The 17,947-nt window shown below is 44.3% G+C and carries 12 protein-coding genes; 3 read left to right on the forward strand and 9 right to left on the reverse strand.

Features of this window, described 5'->3' with window-relative positions:
* Positions 1-6: 6 nt before the first annotated feature.
* From DWX26_RS02575 to DWX26_RS02610, 8 genes are all read right to left on the reverse strand, one after another.
* Positions 7-1,659 carry a sensor histidine kinase gene (locus tag DWX26_RS02575; protein ID WP_118600735.1) on the reverse strand — a complete coding sequence of 551 codons (1,653 nt, stop codon included), beginning with the start codon at positions 1,657-1,659 and terminating at the stop codon, positions 7-9.
* Between the two features lie 24 nt (positions 1,660-1,683).
* A complete protein-coding gene (locus DWX26_RS02580; RefSeq protein ID WP_055218656.1) occupies positions 1,684-3,681 on the reverse strand; it encodes a beta-galactosidase in 1,998 nt (665 codons plus the stop codon).
* Between the two features lie 319 nt (positions 3,682-4,000).
* Positions 4,001-4,969: an AraC family transcriptional regulator gene (locus DWX26_RS02585; protein WP_118600737.1), complete on the reverse strand. Its 969-nt coding sequence runs from the start codon at positions 4,967-4,969 to the stop codon at positions 4,001-4,003.
* A 143-nt stretch (positions 4,970-5,112) separates the two neighbouring features.
* On the reverse strand, positions 5,113-5,997 hold the full coding sequence (locus DWX26_RS02590) for a carbohydrate ABC transporter permease (RefSeq protein ID WP_055218653.1): 885 nt from the start codon (positions 5,995-5,997) through the stop codon (positions 5,113-5,115).
* 15 nt (positions 5,998-6,012) lie between these two features.
* On the reverse strand, positions 6,013-6,948 hold the full coding sequence (locus DWX26_RS02595) for an ABC transporter permease (RefSeq protein WP_118600740.1): 936 nt from the start codon (positions 6,946-6,948) through the stop codon (positions 6,013-6,015).
* A 161-nt stretch (positions 6,949-7,109) separates the two neighbouring features.
* A complete protein-coding gene (locus tag DWX26_RS02600; protein WP_055218762.1) occupies positions 7,110-8,849 on the reverse strand; it encodes an extracellular solute-binding protein in 1,740 nt (579 codons plus the stop codon).
* 212 nt (positions 8,850-9,061) lie between these two features.
* Positions 9,062-10,138, reverse strand: coding sequence for a response regulator transcription factor (locus tag DWX26_RS02605; RefSeq protein ID WP_055218651.1), 1,077 nt, complete (start codon positions 10,136-10,138; stop codon positions 9,062-9,064).
* 51 nt (positions 10,139-10,189) lie between these two features.
* Positions 10,190-11,902, reverse strand: a complete 1,713-nt coding sequence (locus DWX26_RS02610; RefSeq protein ID WP_158579814.1) for a sensor histidine kinase — start codon at positions 11,900-11,902, stop codon at positions 10,190-10,192.
* Positions 11,903-12,133: 231 nt separating this feature from the next.
* On the opposite strand from DWX26_RS02610, the gene DWX26_RS02615 reads away from it, so the two are divergent.
* On the forward strand, positions 12,134-12,565 hold the full coding sequence (locus tag DWX26_RS02615; protein ID WP_022462066.1) for a MerR family transcriptional regulator: 432 nt from the start codon (positions 12,134-12,136) through the stop codon (positions 12,563-12,565).
* A 119-nt stretch (positions 12,566-12,684) separates the two neighbouring features.
* Here DWX26_RS02615 and DWX26_RS02620 read toward each other — a convergent pair whose 3' ends face one another.
* Entirely contained in the window at positions 12,685-14,493 is a 1,809-nt protein-coding gene (locus tag DWX26_RS02620) for a DUF6320 domain-containing protein (RefSeq protein ID WP_055218648.1), read from the reverse strand.
* A 175-nt stretch (positions 14,494-14,668) separates the two neighbouring features.
* On the opposite strand from DWX26_RS02620, the gene DWX26_RS17615 reads away from it, so the two are divergent.
* Positions 14,669-16,141, forward strand: coding sequence for a DDE-type integrase/transposase/recombinase (locus tag DWX26_RS17615; RefSeq protein WP_118600845.1), 1,473 nt, complete (start codon positions 14,669-14,671; stop codon positions 16,139-16,141).
* A gap of 514 nt (positions 16,142-16,655) precedes the next feature.
* The gene (locus DWX26_RS02635; protein ID WP_118600746.1) at positions 16,656-17,894 is read left to right on the forward strand and encodes an IS110 family transposase; all 1,239 of its coding nucleotides are present in this window, start codon (positions 16,656-16,658) and stop codon (positions 17,892-17,894) included.
* The last annotated feature ends 53 nt before the right edge of the window (positions 17,895-17,947 follow it).

Raw genomic sequence — 17,947 nt, forward strand, 5'->3', positions numbered from 1 at the left:
TTCTTTCTACTGTTTTTCTATTCTCGGCAGTAAAATGCGAATTTCACTATATCCCGGCTGACTTGTAATTTTTAATTCATACGCCTCCCCATAAAATTCACGGATACGTTCCTTCACATTCTGTATTCCGATATGTTCTCCTTCTTCTTCAATTGACTCATTCCGATTAATTTTATCAAGAATTTCTTTCTTAAATCCTAAACCATTATCTTCGATCAGAATCAGCAGATCATGCTCGCCTTCTCTTTTTACTGTCAGCTCGATTTCCAGATGCGGAACCAGCATAATATTATGTTTTACACTGTTTCCAACAAAAGTCTGAATCACCAGTGGAAGAATCATTTCATCCTCCATTTCCGGTTCTACGTTTACCTGAATTTCCAGCATATCTTTATAACGGCAGTGCTGAATTTCAACATAGCTTATCAGACATCGAAGTTCTTCTTTCAATGGTACAAAGGTTCCTTTCTGCCCCATCAGATAACGGAAATATGCAGCTGATACCCGGCAGAGTTTCTGAATTTCTTCAAAATCCTGAATCTGTGCCATTCCATGAATCAGATTTAAAATATTGGTATAAAAATGCGGCTGAATCTGCACCTGCAGGAAACGGCTTCGCGCCCTCTGCCGCTCCAGCTCTTTTTCATAAACATCAATTCTTAAAATCTGAATCTGATCTGCCATATGATTAAAGGTCTGATAGAGCTGTCCGATCTGAGATACATTTTCCCGCTCCGGCAGACGTACGTCCAAATCCCCGGTACTGTACTGCTCCATGGCTCTTCGAAGCTGTTCTAATGGCGCAAAGACTGTTTTTCCCTGCAGACCAATTGCCATCAGAATGCTGGCAATTGCAAGCATCATGACTCCCATTAGCAGAAGCGTTCCGAACGTTCCTCCCGGGTCCAGCATTCCTTCATCCATACTGACATAAATCTGTGCATTTGTATATTTCAGTGGATAAACACAAGTTGTACTAATTCCGCTTTTTCTTGTCCCCTGGTGTATTTTTACTTCTCCTGTCTCATTATCCCGCACTTCTACGCAAAGATCTTTTCGTTCTCCGACAAAACCAGATACAATTCTTTCCAAAGAAAATGCAGCTCCAATGTATCCATTTTCAGCCGAATAAATACGCGCCAGGTACTGATGTCCATCAAATTCCATAAAAATCCAGTTTTTCTCTGGTTCCTGATATTGGTTCGCGATATAAGAAATGATTTTCTCTTTAAACGCTCTCTGATGGGCATAAGTTGTCCCTTCCTCTGTGCTTACAAAATAAATATTTCGTTCCGGCACATAGACAAACAGCATCATTTCCCTTCCATACCGTTCTCCCATTTCGATCATGATTTTCTGCTGCTGTACTTTAGCAGTTTCCACCGTTAGCGGATCTTTCGAAATACACAGCTGCTGATAATATGGTGTTGAATCCGTTCCGCTCATCAGCAGAAGCGCTTTTGAAGTTGATGCAAATTTATCCTCCCAGAACTGACCGTAGCTCTCTATCGTATTAGAAAATAGCCTCTCCGTCTTTCTTCTGTCTCTCTGAATCAGAAAAATACTTACAAGCTCAATAATGAGGACAGCTAAAATCATAACTGTCCCCATGATCCAGAGTGACTTGTAAATAACTGACTTGTCCTCTGTTTTTTTCATTTTCTTTTCCTCATGCAATCTTCTTTAACAAATCACCAGTTCACCATCAAACGCCTGCAGCGTGCAGGTATCTTCCATCTTTTTCTCCTGCAGCACCCCATATCCATTTTCTGGAAGCTCTATTTTCTGCTCCTTTCCCGTCAGATTCACATAAAAATACTGGTTTTCCGCTATTTTTCTTCCAATTACTCCCTGCGGTGTAACCACGGACTGCATACTTTTTTCCCTGCAGCATTCATCAAGAACCTCGCCTAAAAGTTCCGGCTCCGTTTCACAAAACAAATAATACGCCGCTCCTTTTCCATACCGATTTCTGGTTATAGCTGGAATCTGATGTGTCTCCTCACGCTGCAGGACTTCTGCATCTGTTGCTTTGATCTGCTCATAATAATCCACATCAATCCATTTTTCTCTCACTTTCAGAAGTTCTCTTCCGTTTGCCGGATTTCTGCGAAGCTTCTGCTCTTCTTTTTCAGAAACTTCCATACCTGCGGTCCTCTGATATCCAACAATTTCTATTCCAAATACATCAGTCAGGTTTCCTGGTCTCGACGTGTCAAATACCTGACCGGTTTCTTTTACCCATGCAGAATACCCTGTCATAATTGCCGTACCGCCATTTTTTACAAATTCCCGCACCGTGTTTTCCTGCTCGTGATCCATTACAATTTCACCCGGAATAATCAGAATCTGATATTGTTCTGTCATTTGATGCAAATCTACAACATTATAATTCAGGTTTCTCTCTTCCAGAATCCGATGCGCGATGGCAAGGTTGTTGCTGTATGGCATTCGATACTGCATTTTTGCATACGCAGCCATAAGCTCACTGTCATAACTGTAAGAAACAGCAATCTCTGGCTGCGGCAGATATGGAAATCCGTATTTTTCCAGCTTCCGAAAATCCGATGCAATCCACTGGTATTCCCGATAATTTTCATTCGGTCTTCCATCATGATTCAGCATACCGGTCAGATATTGTTCTTCGCCATTCAGCATGCTTCGCCAGGTCCATCCCAGCATCATCTGCATCCGATGCAGCAGACACCAGAACGCATACATTCTGTTCATCCCCATTGCCGCATGATGAATCCCGAAACCACCTGTCACAAATTCAATGCACCACATTGGTTTTCCAGTTTCAGCAATCCGTTTCATGTACCAGGAACCCGTTTTCCAGAATCCCATACTCTCCCTGTTTCCATAGCCAGGATAAAAACCGATGCCAGGATAGTCAACAAATCCAGATGCTGCCTTCAAATAATCAAATCCAAGCGTCTCATATTCTGCAAAGTGGTTCGATGTATGAGCCTTTCCCGGCGCATTTTGTTCTACCGTTTCTGCCAGTTCTGTAATAAAATCTGCGATACCATCGGAAAAGAAGCGCCGCATATCCAGCCATGCCTCCGGTGCCCCGATTTCGTATTCATTTACCTGCATTGCAACGTCTTCGAAAGATGAAAGCTTTCGGCTCCAGCGCTGGGTTGCCCAGGCATGATTTAGTGCTTTTATTGTTTTATATTTCTTTTCCAGCCATTTCTGAAATCTCTTCTTCGACGCTTCAGAATAGGATGGATAGCCTGCTCCCAGCTCATTGCACAGTCCAAACGCAAACAGCGCCGGATGATTTTTATAACGGGAAACGATTTTTTCAGCAAACCGCAGTGCATACTTCTGATACTCTGGATCAGAAACATCGTCCATATATCGGCGCAGCGGTGCCTGTGGAGCTCCATTTTTTCCTCCTACATTGCATCCCGGGCAAAGTTTATGAACCCAGATCGGTGCCGGATGCATCGACACATCCAGTATTACATTCAATTTGTATTTTACGCATAACTCCATAACCTGATCAAACCATTCGAAGGTATAAACGCCATCCTCCGGCTCATAGCTGTCCCAGCACAGATGTCCCAGCCGTACTGTATCAAATCCAGCCTCTTTCATCAATTGAAAATCCTTTTCCCACCGCTCCTTCGGCCAATCATGCGGATGATAATTTGTCCCGATATATAAACTCATTTTATTCACTCCGTTTCTGTTTTTTCTTACCTCCATTTTGCAGCAAAATCATTAAAATTCCTATGACAATTACGACGTAAAATATAATTTTATCGAGTTTTTCCTGTTTTTCCATTTTTTCTTAGTCAATTATATTCTAAAGTTGTCTATTTTTCCACTCTTTCTCTGCTTTTTCTTTTTCGAATGCCCAACATCTTACTATGCTGGACAAATCTATTATAAAAGCAGAATTATCTTTATGAGGATTCGTTTTCCGCTAAAATAGGATAACAGCAAAAAAATCCACAGAGCCCTTATCCCCCTGTGGATTTTTCTATTTCTATTCTATTTTCTTCTCCACCCGGTACTTCTTCGGCGATATTCCATAGCGCTCCTTGAAAATCCGATGAAAATAACTCATATTCTCATACCCGACCCGCTCACTGATGTCCGCCACGGAAAGTCCTGTCGTTTCCAGCAGATACGCGGCCTGGGTGAGGCGTTTGTTCTGGACAAGTTCAGTGTAGTTTTTCCCGGTCAGGCGGCGGATCATGCGGATTAAGGTGTAAAAATCGTAGTGCAGTTCTTCCGCCAGTTCCGAAAGACTGCCCTCCCGGTAATGTTCCTCGATATAGCGGTATACGCCGAGCAGCATCTCCTGTTCAAAATACTGCTCTCCCACCTGCACGCGTTCGGTGTAGTTCATGAGCTGCAGGAATAAAAGGCCCATCGTAATCTGATTGATGCTCCGCTTATTGCTCTGGTGATGTAAGAGCGTCCAGACGAGATTTTCGATCAGATTCTGCACCGGAAGGACATCCGCGATTCTGTAATGCAGATAACAGAGCGGTACCTCCCCGCTTTTCAGACAGCCGACGATAAAATCCTTTAACTGATTCTCCTCTGCCCCGATCATCCGCAGCGTCTGGTCGAAAAACTCCGGCAAGATCAGAAAGTTGACCGCGATATCGTCACGCCCCGCCGGTTCGATTTCCTGCACTGCATTCTGGTTCAGAATCAGCAGCTCGCCCGTTTTCAATTCGATCCGTTCCCCGTTGATGGTGTGCACGGTGCTTCCCTGGCACATGTAGATCATCTCGACATAATTGTGGCTGTGCGCCGGAAAACGAATAAACCGCGTGTGCGGCCGAATATCAATCAATTTTCCCCGCTCCAGCAGCTTTCCCGCATCCATCACAAACTTCTGCCCGCTCGAATACCGCTCCTTTTCCACTTCCGTCTTGCCGTCCAGAATCGCCTGTTCCTCCTCCGTAATCCGGGACAGGTCTGCTATAATTTCCTGTTTCACGATTATTCCTCACATTTTTCACGTTTTTTCTGCTTTCTATTATATTCCATTCTAGTGCAAACAAGCAATGTACTTTTTATTCCGCATTACGCAAAAAGACTCCGGCGGTTTTCACTCCGCCAGAGCCCTGTTTTTCTTTCTCTTTATTCTTTTACAGCCCCCAGCATAATACCATTGATAAAGTATTTCTGCAGGAACGGATAAACCACCAGCATCGGAACCATTGCAATGAATACCTTTGCTGCATCCAGCGACTGGTTGGACAGTTTGTCCATCTTTTCGATCTGATCCATCGAAAGATTTGTTGTCTGGATATTAACGACCATCTGTTTGATGTAAGTCTGCAGTGGATAATGCTGCTCCCCACTCGAAAGTACAAGTCCCTGGAAGTATTCGTTCCAATAACCGACGCTGGTGAACAGGATCAGCGTTGCGAAAATTGGAATTGCGCACGGAACAACGATACGGAACAGAACGGTCCATACACCGGCGCCGTCAATCTCTGCTGCTTCCATCAGCTCTTTTGGAAGGCTTCGATAGAAATTGATCAGAAGAATCAGGTTAAAGACTGGGAGTCCTCCGCAGAGGATCAGGCCGACCATATTGTCGATCATGCCGTAATTGACCATGGTGATGTACCACGGAATCGTTCCTCCGTTGAACAGCATACAAAAAATGACGATCCACATAATCACATTTTTCGGATGATATTCATTCGCTGATTTGGACAACGGATAGGCGAAGATGGCAAGAACTACAATCGTAAAAATTGTTCCGAAAATCGTTCGCTCTGCAGAAATCAGGAACGAGCGGAAGAACTGCGTATCTCCCATGATCTGCTGATACGAAGCCAGGGAAAATCCAACCGGATAGAAGCTTACCTTTCCTGAATTTGCTGCTGCTTTATCAGAAACAGAAAGACAGAGTGTATACCACAGCGGATACAGACAGCTTAAGGAGAGCAGACTCATCAGAATGATGTTAAATACATTGAATATTTTACTTCCAAGACTTTTGCTTTGAATCATGATTTTTGTCCCTCCTTAGAAAATCTTGTAGTCTGCGGCTTTGTATGCAACGATGTAGGAAATGACAATCAGTGTAAAGCTGATTACGGATTTAAAGAGACCCGCCGCTGTTGCCAGCGAGAACTGTACGTTCAGAAGACCCATGCGGTAAACCCAGGTATCAAGGATATCTCCTGTTGAATAAACCAGCGGGCTGTACAGATTGAAGACCTGATCGAAGCCTGCATTTAAAACATTTCCAAGGCCAAGAATACTTAATACAACGATGGTGCTTGCAATACCCGGAATGGTGATATTCCATACTGCTTTCCAGCGGCTGCAGCCGTCAATCGCTGCCGCTTCGTAAAGCTCCGGGCTGATACCGGTAAGGGCTGCCAGATAAATAACGGCATTGAATCCGAACTCTTTCCAGACATCCGAACCGATGACTAACTGACGGAAGCAGTTCTCCTCGGAGAACCAGATCTTTCCCTGGATTCCGAATACACCGAGAATCGAATTGATCACGCCTTTGTAACCGAACATTTCCAGAAGAACGCTTGCCAGGATAACCCAGGAAAGGAAGTGCGGCAGATAAACGATCGTCTGTACCGCCTTTTTGAATTTCACCTGACGGATTTCATTTAATAAAAGTGCAAATGCCAGCGGCACAATAATATTCAGAATCAGTTTGGCAACTGCAATGACCAGCGTATTGATGATTACGCGTTTACAGTCACTCATGGAAAACAGATAGGCAAAATTTTCCATTCCCACAAAATCCGAATGCCACAGGCCGGACATCGGATTGTAATCCTCAAATGCAATGACAATTCCAAACATTGGAACAATATTAAAGAAAAACAGCCAGACCATTCCAATCAGAACCATAATATGATAGTTCCAGATGGTTCTGGAATTTCTTGTTTTTTTCAGAACTCCCTTTTTCTTTGACGCAGAAGCTGCTTTCATACAGATCCTCCCTCCTGTCATTTCCATATTTTCCTTTTATTTCCGATGGACAGAACGTATTCTGTGAAAAAGGGGAAAGCTGACTGCTCTCCCCTTTTCGCAAAGCAGGTGATCTTTCAGGATCTGAAAATCACATTGAAACGGTCTGCCTTTTTCCTGTTTTAGTATTCTGCTACTTCTTCCAGAATTGTATCGCCGCCTTCAGACTTCCAGTTCTTCACGAACTCATCGTATGCGCTGATATCCGATTTTCCGGTGATGACTTTCATAACCATCTCATTTTCCATGGACTGCAGGTTTGCCCATTTTTTCTCCATGGTAGCTGTCTGGCTGAAGATGCAGCTTCTGACTTTGTTGTTTACTTCTGTCGTAGCGTACGGACGGTCGCCGACCAGCAGAGAATACATTCTCTGGAAGTTACCGAAGTTTTCAGTGCTGAAATCTTCGATAGAGAGCTGTTTGTCTTTTTCGTATCCAGGAACGGTATCCTTAATAACCGAAACATCGTTTGCCAGCAGTTTGTATGCACTGGATACACCTGCATAATCTTCCGGCTGGGTTTCGCCGTTTAATACTTTGATCAGTTCATGATAGGTGTATTCACACTCATCAGCCGGAGCCATCAGTGTTCTGACTGGCCAGAAGCTGAGCGGCTGCTCGGAAACATCAAATTTGCTCTCATCTCTCAACAGAACGTTGGCCATGATGATAACTGCTTTGGCAACATCTTCGGAAACATTTTTGTTGATGACACAGTAACCTGTTGTTGCAGATCCAAGTCTTACATTCCATTCACCGTCATCGGTGTAGATCGGATAGGTCTGCCAGTTTGCATCCGGCTCGTTACGGTATGCATCACCGATTCCATAACCGGAAACCCACCATGCGCCGAAGAACATGCCAACTTTTCCGGCATTGATCTGCTCGATCGTGGAATCTCTTGTTCCCATCTCAGGATCAATATAGCCTTTTGCGTACCAGTCCGCCAGACGCTCCAGTGTACTTCTGGTTGCATCGGAGTCGGTTCCATATGTTACGTTTCCGTCATCATCTTTTAGGAACAGTCCCGGATATGCGCCGTTTGCGGCAAATACTGCGTCAAATCCGCCTGTTGTTGTGCCGGTATCCAGGAAACTGGTATAGCATTTTGTATTTTTATCCGGACCAGCCAGCGGAATGGTATCTTCGCCTGCCGGTTTTTTCTCCGCAAATACTTTGGCAATATTTTCTACATCGTCCAGAGTTTTCGGTGCATCGAGACCATACTCATCGAGCCAGTCCTGACGAACGTTTAATACCTGAACGCTTCCGGTTTCTACCTCAACTGCCGGGATTGCATACTGTCTGCCGTCCACGCTCGCTTCTGCAATAGCCTGTCCATCGGTCGAATCCATAACTTCTTTTACCTGATCAGACTGTACTTTCTGGAACAGATCGGTCAGATCGTATAACTGACCTGCTTTTGCGGCTTTCAGCATATACTCTCTCGATACCGTCATCGCATCCGGAAGGGTATTGCTTGCGATACAGAGCGCTACTTTCTGTGTGTAATCATTTCCAGATGCTGCGGTCCAGTCTACAACGACTTTGATGTTGAAGTTTTCCAGAAGATAGTCGGTGTACTGGTTATTATCCACGCTCAGTCCGTCCGGCAGAGTATCGGTTGCGCTGACACCCTGTCCTACGTGTACCTCGACAACTTCCGGGAATTTTTTGAACGCCAGATCCTCTCCCTCTTCCTCAGAAGAATTATCAGCCGTTCCGGAAGATGCTGTGCTCTCAGATGATGCTTTACTGTCCGATGTGCCTCCTGTGCTGCCGCCGCTGCTTCCACATCCGGCCAGCATACCTGCGGTCATCGCTGCTGTGAGTAAGATTGCAACAAGTTTTTTCCTTTTCATGTGTTTTCCCCTTTCCTCGTTCGTCATTTTGTTTCTTTCGTTTTCTTGTAAGTCTATTTTATGATACATTTTGACGAATTAAAACAGCCTCGTGTTCTACTTTTCGAGAACATTTATACAAAACCAGGATCCATTTCATCCAAAAAGCAGACATTTGTTCTCTGTCCTTCAAACAAATGTCTGCTTTTTCATTCCCATACTCCGGCATTCTGCTAAAACTCCTGCCGTTTTAACTGTTTTTTATATTCGGCAAAGCCAATACCCATACTCTGCTGAAACAGTTTTACAAAATATTTTTCATCATGATACCCGACAGCATCCGCCATCTGTTCTGCCGAAATCTGCGGATTTTCCCGCAGCAGACGGCAGGCCAGCGCAATCCGTTCTTTTCGGATATAACTGTTGACCGAATAGCCTGTGCATTTCTTGAAACAGACGGAAAAATAACTTCTCGACATTCCAACAGCATCTGCAATCTGCTCCGCTTTCACTTCAGAATCCACCAGATGATCTTCGATAAAAAGTACCGCTTTTAAAATCAATATCTCCGTAACAGCCTGTCCTTCTCCGTTCTGTACCCGTTGCCACAGATCCTGTCGTATTTTTTCTGTCAGTTTTTCCGGCTCCTGCAGATTTTCATATTCCTGCTCCTCCATGAAAATGCCAAAGGCATTCTGAATTTCCTGCAATGTCTGCATTGTGTACCGGTATTCCTGTTTCTGACTGGTCGGAATTGCCTTCCAGAGATTACAGAGTTTTTGTGTTTCCTCTATATTATAAATCCAGGTCAGCGAAGCCGTCTCCTCCCAGAGTTTTCTCCACTGTTCCTTCTCTTCCTGATCTGCCACAGTCTCTGTCTTTTTCCGATTTATTCTTCCCCCCGCCTGCATCTGCTGCTCTTTTTCTTTCCGTTTTCGAATATGCTCCGCCGCACGCAGGAACACCTCGCCGCATTCTTCCGGTTCAAGCTGAAGCTTCGAAATATAATCAATTACCCCGAGCCGCAATGCTTTCTGCACATACGTAAAATCCTCATGTGCGGAAAGCACAATATAGTCCATGGAAATTTCCCGCGCCCTGCACTCGCAGATAAACTCCAACCCGGAGAGCACCGGCATCGTCAGATCCACCACGGCCAGATCCACCGGATGTGTTTCAATAAACTGCAGTGCTAACGCTCCGTTCGCCACATCTCCGGCGACCTCCATTCCGTATTTTTCCCACGGAATCAGTGAAATCAGTCCCTTTCTTGCCAGCTTATCATCATCAATCACCAATACCTGATACATTTGTTCCACCCCATTTTATCTTTTTCTCTTTTCCTTCTCGTAGTTCTTTTTTTATGCCGGAAGCACCGGAAAATGCAGGGTAACCTCCGTTCCTTTTCCCAGTTCACTCTCTATTTTCATCTCTGCTTCTTCTCCATAGAATGATTTCAGTGTCATCTGCACATAACGCAGACCGATCCCCTTTCGTTCGTCTTTTGCATTCTGCTCCATCTTCTCCGATATTTCAAAGCCCTTTCCATCGTCCCGGATTCGAATGGTAATTATCCCATCCTGTTCCGACGCTTCTACCCACAGGGTTCCAAATTCGTCCATATTATGGCAGACCGCATTTTCTGCAATCGGCTGCAGCAGAAAGCGGGCACACCGCGTATTCAGGTACTCTCCCTCCGCAATATCAAATTCACTGGAAAAATCATGCGTCATCTGCTGCAGTTCCAGATAATACTGCAGGTATTTCAATTCGGTACGCAGTGTCGTGTTCTGCTCCGCCTTCCCGAGGGAATAACTCAAAATAAAGCCGAGATGCTTCACGTAATCATCGATCTCTTTCTGATGATTTGTCAGCGCCATCCAATGAATAGAATTCAGCGCATTCATCAGAAAATGCGGATTGATCTGATACATCAGCTTTCCCAGCTCCAGATCTGCTTTTTCTTTTTCCTTCCGCTGCTCACTCTCAATCAGCTCCTGAATCTGCGCTTTCATCTGATTGAACGTTGCAAAAAGCTGATTGTATTCCGCAAGCTGAACCGGTGTCTCTGCCTCAGAAAAATCTCCTTTTCCAAAATGGCGCATTTCTTTTTCCAGTACTTTGATCGGATGCGATACCAGCCAGATCTGTGAAATTGCGACTACGGCAAGAATGGCCAGTGAAATAAAAATCACGCTTCCTGTCAGCAGGGTCCATTGATAAATTTCGCTCTGGTATTCATAAGTTGGAAGCAACAAAACCGTATAAAATCCATAGATATTCTTTTTGGCAACTCCCTCATATCCGTTCTGCTCTATTCTGCCATCCTCATCCAGTTCAAGGATATCTCCTTTTGCAAATGTTTTCTCGCTGGAATACTCTACTTTCTTTTCCGGATTCAGCTGTAGCAGCACATATGGTATTTTTTCTAATTCGGAACGTTTCTGCAGCATCAGTGCTTCATCTGATTTTGCTTCTAAATAAATCCAGGCATCTGTGCCATCTGAAAATGATGTTCTGCGTCCCATCGAAACAACATTATCATTTCTCACACTGTTGTAGCTTTGATGAATGGAATGATATGTAACTTCTCCCGTATCAACCAGCTTCGACAGTGTTTCCGGCTGGAATGTCTCCTTCTTTGTGCTGTACGTGGAAAACAGAATCTCCGGTGTCATTTCCCGGCTCTCCCCCTGAATCAGATAAGCGCCCAGCATAACATCTTCCATCTCCCAGGTTGCGACATTCAGGGTCTGATAAAAGTCCTGATACTCCAGAATTTTATCGTACTGCTCTTCTGCCGTTCGATAAGCATCATATTTTTCCCCGACCAGTCCATTCGATGTCATCGTCTGTGACAGACGCAGCAGCACATTGTACTCTGACTCAAAGCCCTGATTCACTTCCTCCAGTGTTGCTTTCAGCGATGTTTCCATTTTTGATTCCCGCATGGCTTTCATGGAAATCCGCGTGACAAAAATAATCAGCAGAAGACAGAGCAGACTGCTGCATGCAAATACCATTAAAACAATTTTCTTCAGGGAATATTCTTTTCTCTTTTTTGACTTCCCCATTTTTTCTCCATCCCCCATCTGCACATTCGTTTTTAAACGTTTTTCACAAAACGAAACCTCATTAATACCATTTTAACAACCAATTGCTGTTCCGTCCAGTCACAAGTTGCTCTGATTTTCTCTTTTTTATGGTCTGTGTTTTTCAGAAATCATGTTTTACACTTTACAAACTTGTCTTCCTAAAGTATACTTGAAGCAGTTGATTTTTCATTATTTCAAGGAGGTTTTTCCATGGAACAGCAGACCTACACCATTCGTGAAATGTCCGAGCGTTTTGGACTTCCGGCCTCTACGCTTCGTTATTATGAGGAGATCGGGCTTTTGACGGATGTCATTCATACCGAAAGTAAGAAACGAATTTACACCCAGCAGCACATTGACTGCATGACCGCAATTCTCTGCTTCAAGCGCACCGGTCTTCCGATTGCGGGGATTCAGGAGTTTTTCCGGCTTGAGGATGATATCCCGGGAAATATTGACCAGATGGTTGCCATTCTCGAAGAACATGAGCAGAATATACGCGAAAAAATCGAGCGCATGGAATCCGATCTGGAGCATATTCAACAGAAAGTGCGGTATTACAGTGCGGTTCGCGATGCGATTAAGAATGGGGATGAAATGCCGTCGTGGGATTCCTGCAGCTGTGAGGAGAAGGCGCAGTAGATTTCTCTCCAGGCTTTTCCGCCGCAGACACACACAAGTTTCAAAAGAGCAGGTAAGAAAAGGGACCAACATCCACTTTTCTTACCTGCTCTTCTTATTTTTTCTATCACCTTTTCCCTTCATACCCGGAATTTTTTCTGCATTTCCCGCATAAAATCTTTTCCGCGGAAAAAAAACAGCCCGATCAGATACAGCACACTGAGGCCCACGCAGATCACGGACGGCCAGGTAATGCGGACAGTTCCTGTCAGCCACAAAATCGCCGGAACGATTCCTGCTGCTCCGGACTGCATCAGATAAAAAAGATATTCACTGACCTCCATTTTGTACGCTCTTGCCAGAATCTGCATCGTCGCGCCATTCAGAAGAACGGCGAGCGGAATTGCGAAATCGACAGACCAGCCGATCCAGCCCGTCGCATAATCCCACAGAATCGCACCGATCATAATAAAGATCAATTGCCACATACTGTTTTTGAGTGGATTTTTCCGTTTCTGATATCCCACCCGGATCAGAAGCCAGGCGCAGAACACACCCGCTGTCGCATAACCTGCCCACCACATCTGCGGCGTTGCAAGGAAATTCATCATCCAGCAGAGTACGACAGCCGCGATGCAGGTGAAAGAAAAAATTTTCAATCCCAGTTTGGCCGTCCCGTGCGGCTGTTCTTTCTGTCCCGGAAAATCATTTTCCTCCTGTTCACAGACAATGCCCTCTTTCTGCAGCAGATGCATCAGGTTCCGTTCAATATTGGAATCGGCGATTTTAGATGTGATTCCAAGCACCATGCTGTCCCCGTAGGAGCAGGAACACATCTGTACTTTGTCTGTGCTGGTGAAAAATCCGAACCGCTCAATATATGTTTCATACTCCGGCGGCATCTGAATCCGGCCGATATTGGAATAGACGGTCGTAATGCTTCGTCCGCCGAGCGTCGTGCCCGCCATCAGCGCCAGATTTTTGATTTCCAGCGGCACGGCGCGCAGCACCGGATTCCGCTCAATCCGCACCAGATCGTTCATACGTGTGGAAATCTCCTGCTTCAGCGCCTCTTTCTGCATCGCGGCTCCCGTGATCTGCAGGGCATCCTCAAACGATGCCTCCGGCCCAAGATCACAGGCAATCTCGATCCAGCTCCAGAAATTCGTCATCGATGCAGATGGGAAAAAGTTACGCAAGTTGGCTGGAACCATCAGAGAAACCGGCTTTTTCAGCCTGCTTTTCGGGATTTCTTCATATACCGCATATACCAACGCCGCCGCAAGGTACGCCGTTACCGACACGCCATGTGCTTTTGCGCACTTATGAACTGCTTCCGCAGAAAGCAGAATCTCGGTAATTTCCATCTTCTCCTGCTCCAGATATTCGCCTTTGATCTGGTATGCCGGGCGGCTCTTTTCTTTTTCACTTTTCTTTCCGGTGTAATACTGGGAAAAGCTGTCCTCCTCGAAGTCCGTTTCCGTCAGCATATCTTCGCTGACCTTGGAAAATGTTTCCTCTGGATGGCGCAGGATCAGATAATTGCTCACCAGTTCTTTCAGAAACAGCATCGCTCCGGTGCCGTCTGTCAGGGCATGGAATACTTCGAAATTGATTCGGGTTTTATAGTAAGAAACCTGGAAAAGAAGCGTTTTGTGGTCGGGTACGTAAATCTCACTGCACGGCGGACGCTTTTCCTCTTCTACTTTTGCTGGCAGATCGCGCTGCTCCAGATAGAACCAGAAAAGACCTTTCCGCAGTACCATGGAAAACACCGGGTAATGCTCCATTGTCTCCTCCAGCGCTTTCTGCAGCAGATCCGCCTGGATGTCCTCTTTCAGTTGGCAGTAAAACCGGAAGACTCTCGTATCCTTTTTTCCGGTGGCCGCCGGAAATGCCTGTGCCGCGTTGTCCAGCTTTCTCCAGCGCGAAGAATGTTCTTTCTTCATTTTCTATGCCTCCTTACGCCTTCCGGTAGTGTCAAAAACTACCTGTTTTTTATTGTTCTAAATCCTTTAAAACCTTGATTTATCGGAGGTTTGCAAATAAAAAGAGCAATTACCTCCTTTTTTCGGTATAATGTAGTCACCACAACAAACAAAATACGAAAGGATTTAATTGCTCGTGAACATTATACTTTATTTATTACAATTAATTCAATACCAACATAAACAAATCTGCTGGCTTTTAAATTTTATCTGCAGATATATTCCCCTCAAGCAGTGGGCTTTCGATGTTTCCCATTCTCCAAAATATCAAAAGTTCAAAGTTGACGAACTCCCTCTGATCACGGACTTCCGTCAGGACTGGACTTATAAAGAGCTCATCCCTTACTACGAAAAACGTTATGGTAAGAAGATCCGCCCGATCAGCCGACGCTCAGAGTGTGATATCCCAGACTCCTGCACCTGTCCCCGCTGCGATGCCCCTAAACCATTTCTCTACAAGAACAACGGATCCAAAGGTCAGCTCCTATGCAAGATCTGCGATGCCAGGTTCTCACCTGATGAAAGCAGATTTTCCGCTGTAAAACTACGCTGTCCCCACTGCGGCAACACTCTGGTTCCTAAAAAAGACAGAAAACATTTCATTGTCCACAAATGTGTGAATCCCAAGTGCTCATACTATCTGCACAATCTAAAAAAGGTAGATAAGGCAGATCTGAAAGAAGACTATGGCAAGAATAAATACAAACTCCATTACATCTACCGTGAGTTCACGATGGATTTTTTCAGCATGGACTTAAATACCCTGCCTAAAAATGCTTCTTCCCTTAAATTCAGTAAGCACAATGCCCACGTCATGTCCTTGTGCCTGACGCTGCACGTCAATCTGGGACTTTCCCTGCGCAAGACATCACAGGCTTTAAAAGACCTGTATAACATCAGCATCTCCCACCAACAGATCGCCAACTACTGTAAGACTGCAGCCATCTGCATTAAGCCTTTCGTGGATCAGTACCCCTACGAAAAGAATGAGGTCTTCACTGCTGATGAAACCTACATCAAGATCCGTGGTATCAAAACCTATGTCTGGCTGATCATGAATGCTGCTACCCGCTCTATCCTTGGCTATCAGGTATCTGATAACCGTGGTGTCGGGCCCTGCATCCTTGCTATGCGTATGGCCTTCCAGAATCTCAAAAAGCTTCCGGAAAACTTTAAATTTATTGCTGACGGATACAGTGCTTATCCCCTTGCCGCTATGGAATTCGCAAAGAAATTCGGCAAAGATTTCACTTTTTCCGTCACTCAGGTCATTGGACTTACCAACGACGATGCTGTTTCTACAGAACATCGTCCATTCAAACAGATGGTTGAACGACTGAACCGTACTTATAAAGCCTCTTACCGCCATACAAATGGGTTCGACAACATCGACGGTGCCAACTATGATCTGGCACTCTGGGTCGCTTACTATAACTTCCTGCGTCCACATAAGCATGCAGGCTATAAAGTCCTCAATGAAGTAGAAATGCTTCAGGGTGCCGACAATATGCCTGGCAAGTGGCAGCTTCTGATCTTTCTTGGACAACAGACCATTCTGAACATACAGAAAAATGGTACTGCCGCATCGGAGCGGAACTGTTGTCAATAGAACCGTGGAATACCGGAACAGACGGCTTTGCCGACTGCGAGGATATGCAGCGAAAGTCTATTGACATAAAGTTCTCGGATTATCCTATCCAGCAGAAAAGGGGTAGCTGCGCCCTTTTCCTGCCTTCCGGCGAGGATGGGCTCGGGCAAAGCCCGAAAATGGGTCAAGGGACTGGTTCCTTGTGGGTTCTTAGGGCAACGCCCTAAGCCCTCGGAGAGCTTATTGGAATTAATATCTGCAATTTTCAACGAATCATGAAAGCTTATCACAGCCTATAATGAAAATAGAGGATTGACCTCCACTACTTTTTTTACTTCCTGCCTTGTTTTACAATAGTTATTGACAGGATTAAGTTTGATTGTACCTTGGAGGATTTTCACCCCGTTTTTCAACGTAAATGTTTTGCCCTTGAGTACAGCATATTGTCGCATCTTTTACAGATAGCACGAGTAGCAAAGTCCATATTATCTCGGGCAAATCTCCTGTCAATTCTATTATAAAGGAGGCTGTCTGTATGAAAGATCTTTTAGAAATTTCCTGTGGTTTGGATATCCACAAAGAAAAAATTGTTGCATGTATCCTAACTGGTCCATTAGGTAAACCTACTCACTCTGAAATTCGTGAATTTACCACTTTAATTCCTGATATGCTTGCTTTACGAGACTGGATCATTTCAGAGAATTGCCATCATATTGCAATGGAAAGCACTGGCATTTATTGGATTCCAATTTACGAAATATTAGAAGATGCTTTCTCTGGAGATATCACTTTATTAGTTGTTAATGCCCGCCATATGAAGAACGTTCCTGGCAAAAAAACTGATATACGTGATTCTGAATGGATTTCTACATTACTACGTGCAGGACTCCTTAATGCAAGTTTTATTCCAGAAAAAAGGATTCGTGAATTTCGTGATTTAAACCGTTATCGCAAGAGTATTATCCGCGATATTACTTCCCAGAAAAACAGGGTTGAAAAATTCCTGCAGAGTTCCGGTTTTCGTCTGTCTTCTTTTATTTCTGATATTTTTGGTGCTTCCGGCAGAAACATTATTCTACATTTGATGGAACATGGACAGATTGATAAAATGTCTTTGGATTCTTATCTCAAAACAAAAACCAGAAAACGCATTGATGAAATCCTCATGTCTGTAAATGGGACTCTTTCAGAACATCAAAAATCTTTCTTAAAAATCCTCATGTGTCATTATGATTCCATGAAAGAGCATCTTATTGAAATTGAAACTCATCTTCAGGAAGATATGCTTCCATTCGCTTTACAAATTGAACAGTTAAATACTATCTATGGAATAAGTACAACTGCTTCCTGTGCAATCATTGCCGAAATCGGTACAGATATGAAACCATTTAAAACTGCAGAACACATCTGTTCATGGGCCGGTCTGTGTCCCGGCAATAACGAGAGTGCCGGAAAAAGAAAAAGTACCTCTATCACAAAAGGCAATCCTTATATAAAAAGTATGCTTTGTGAGATTGCCTGGGTAATTGCCGGCAAACGAAACACATATCTTTCAGCCTGGTATTGGAGAATCAAGCAGAAAAAAGGGGCCAGAAAAGCCATTGTCGCTCTTGCTCGTAAATTACTTGTTATCATTTATACAATGCTAAAACAAGGCACTAATTTTGATGAAAACTGTTTTGAAGTCAGGCGCAAAAACTGTGAGCAAAAACAACTTTCCCGTTATATACGAGAATTAGAAAAACATGGCTATACGGTTGAAGCTCAAGTATAATCCATCTTTTGTACAAATCATATTTCACTGCTGGCAGCCATTATTATGACTGC

It is taken from the genome of Blautia sp. AF19-1, assembly GCF_003479155.1.
Taxonomy (GTDB): Bacteria; Bacillota; Clostridia; order Lachnospirales; family Lachnospiraceae; genus Fusicatenibacter; species Fusicatenibacter saccharivorans.

What these genes read in the sequence shown, in the direction of transcription:
- DWX26_RS02610 (WP_158579814.1), bottom strand. Translation starts at nt 11,902, where the DNA reads ATGGGGAAGTCAAAAAAGAGAAAAGAATATTCCCTGAAGAAAATTGTT.
- DWX26_RS02605 (WP_055218651.1), bottom strand. Translation starts at nt 10,138, where the DNA reads ATGTATCAGGTATTGGTGATTGATGATGATAAGCTGGCAAGAAAGGGA.
- DWX26_RS02595 (WP_118600740.1), bottom strand. Translation starts at nt 6,948, where the DNA reads ATGAAAGCAGCTTCTGCGTCAAAGAAAAAGGGAGTTCTGAAAAAAACA.
- DWX26_RS02635 (WP_118600746.1), top strand. Translation starts at nt 16,656, where the DNA reads ATGAAAGATCTTTTAGAAATTTCCTGTGGTTTGGATATCCACAAAGAA.
- DWX26_RS02615 (WP_022462066.1), top strand. Translation starts at nt 12,134, where the DNA reads ATGGAACAGCAGACCTACACCATTCGTGAAATGTCCGAGCGTTTTGGA.
- DWX26_RS02580 (WP_055218656.1), bottom strand. Translation starts at nt 3,681, where the DNA reads ATGAGTTTATATATCGGGACAAATTATCATCCGCATGATTGGCCGAAG.
- DWX26_RS02575 (WP_118600735.1), bottom strand. Translation starts at nt 1,659, where the DNA reads ATGAAAAAAACAGAGGACAAGTCAGTTATTTACAAGTCACTCTGGATC.
- DWX26_RS02620 (WP_055218648.1), bottom strand. Translation starts at nt 14,493, where the DNA reads ATGAAGAAAGAACATTCTTCGCGCTGGAGAAAGCTGGACAACGCGGCA.
- DWX26_RS02600 (WP_055218762.1), bottom strand. Translation starts at nt 8,849, where the DNA reads ATGAAAAGGAAAAAACTTGTTGCAATCTTACTCACAGCAGCGATGACC.
- DWX26_RS02590 (WP_055218653.1), bottom strand. Translation starts at nt 5,997, where the DNA reads ATGATTCAAAGCAAAAGTCTTGGAAGTAAAATATTCAATGTATTTAAC.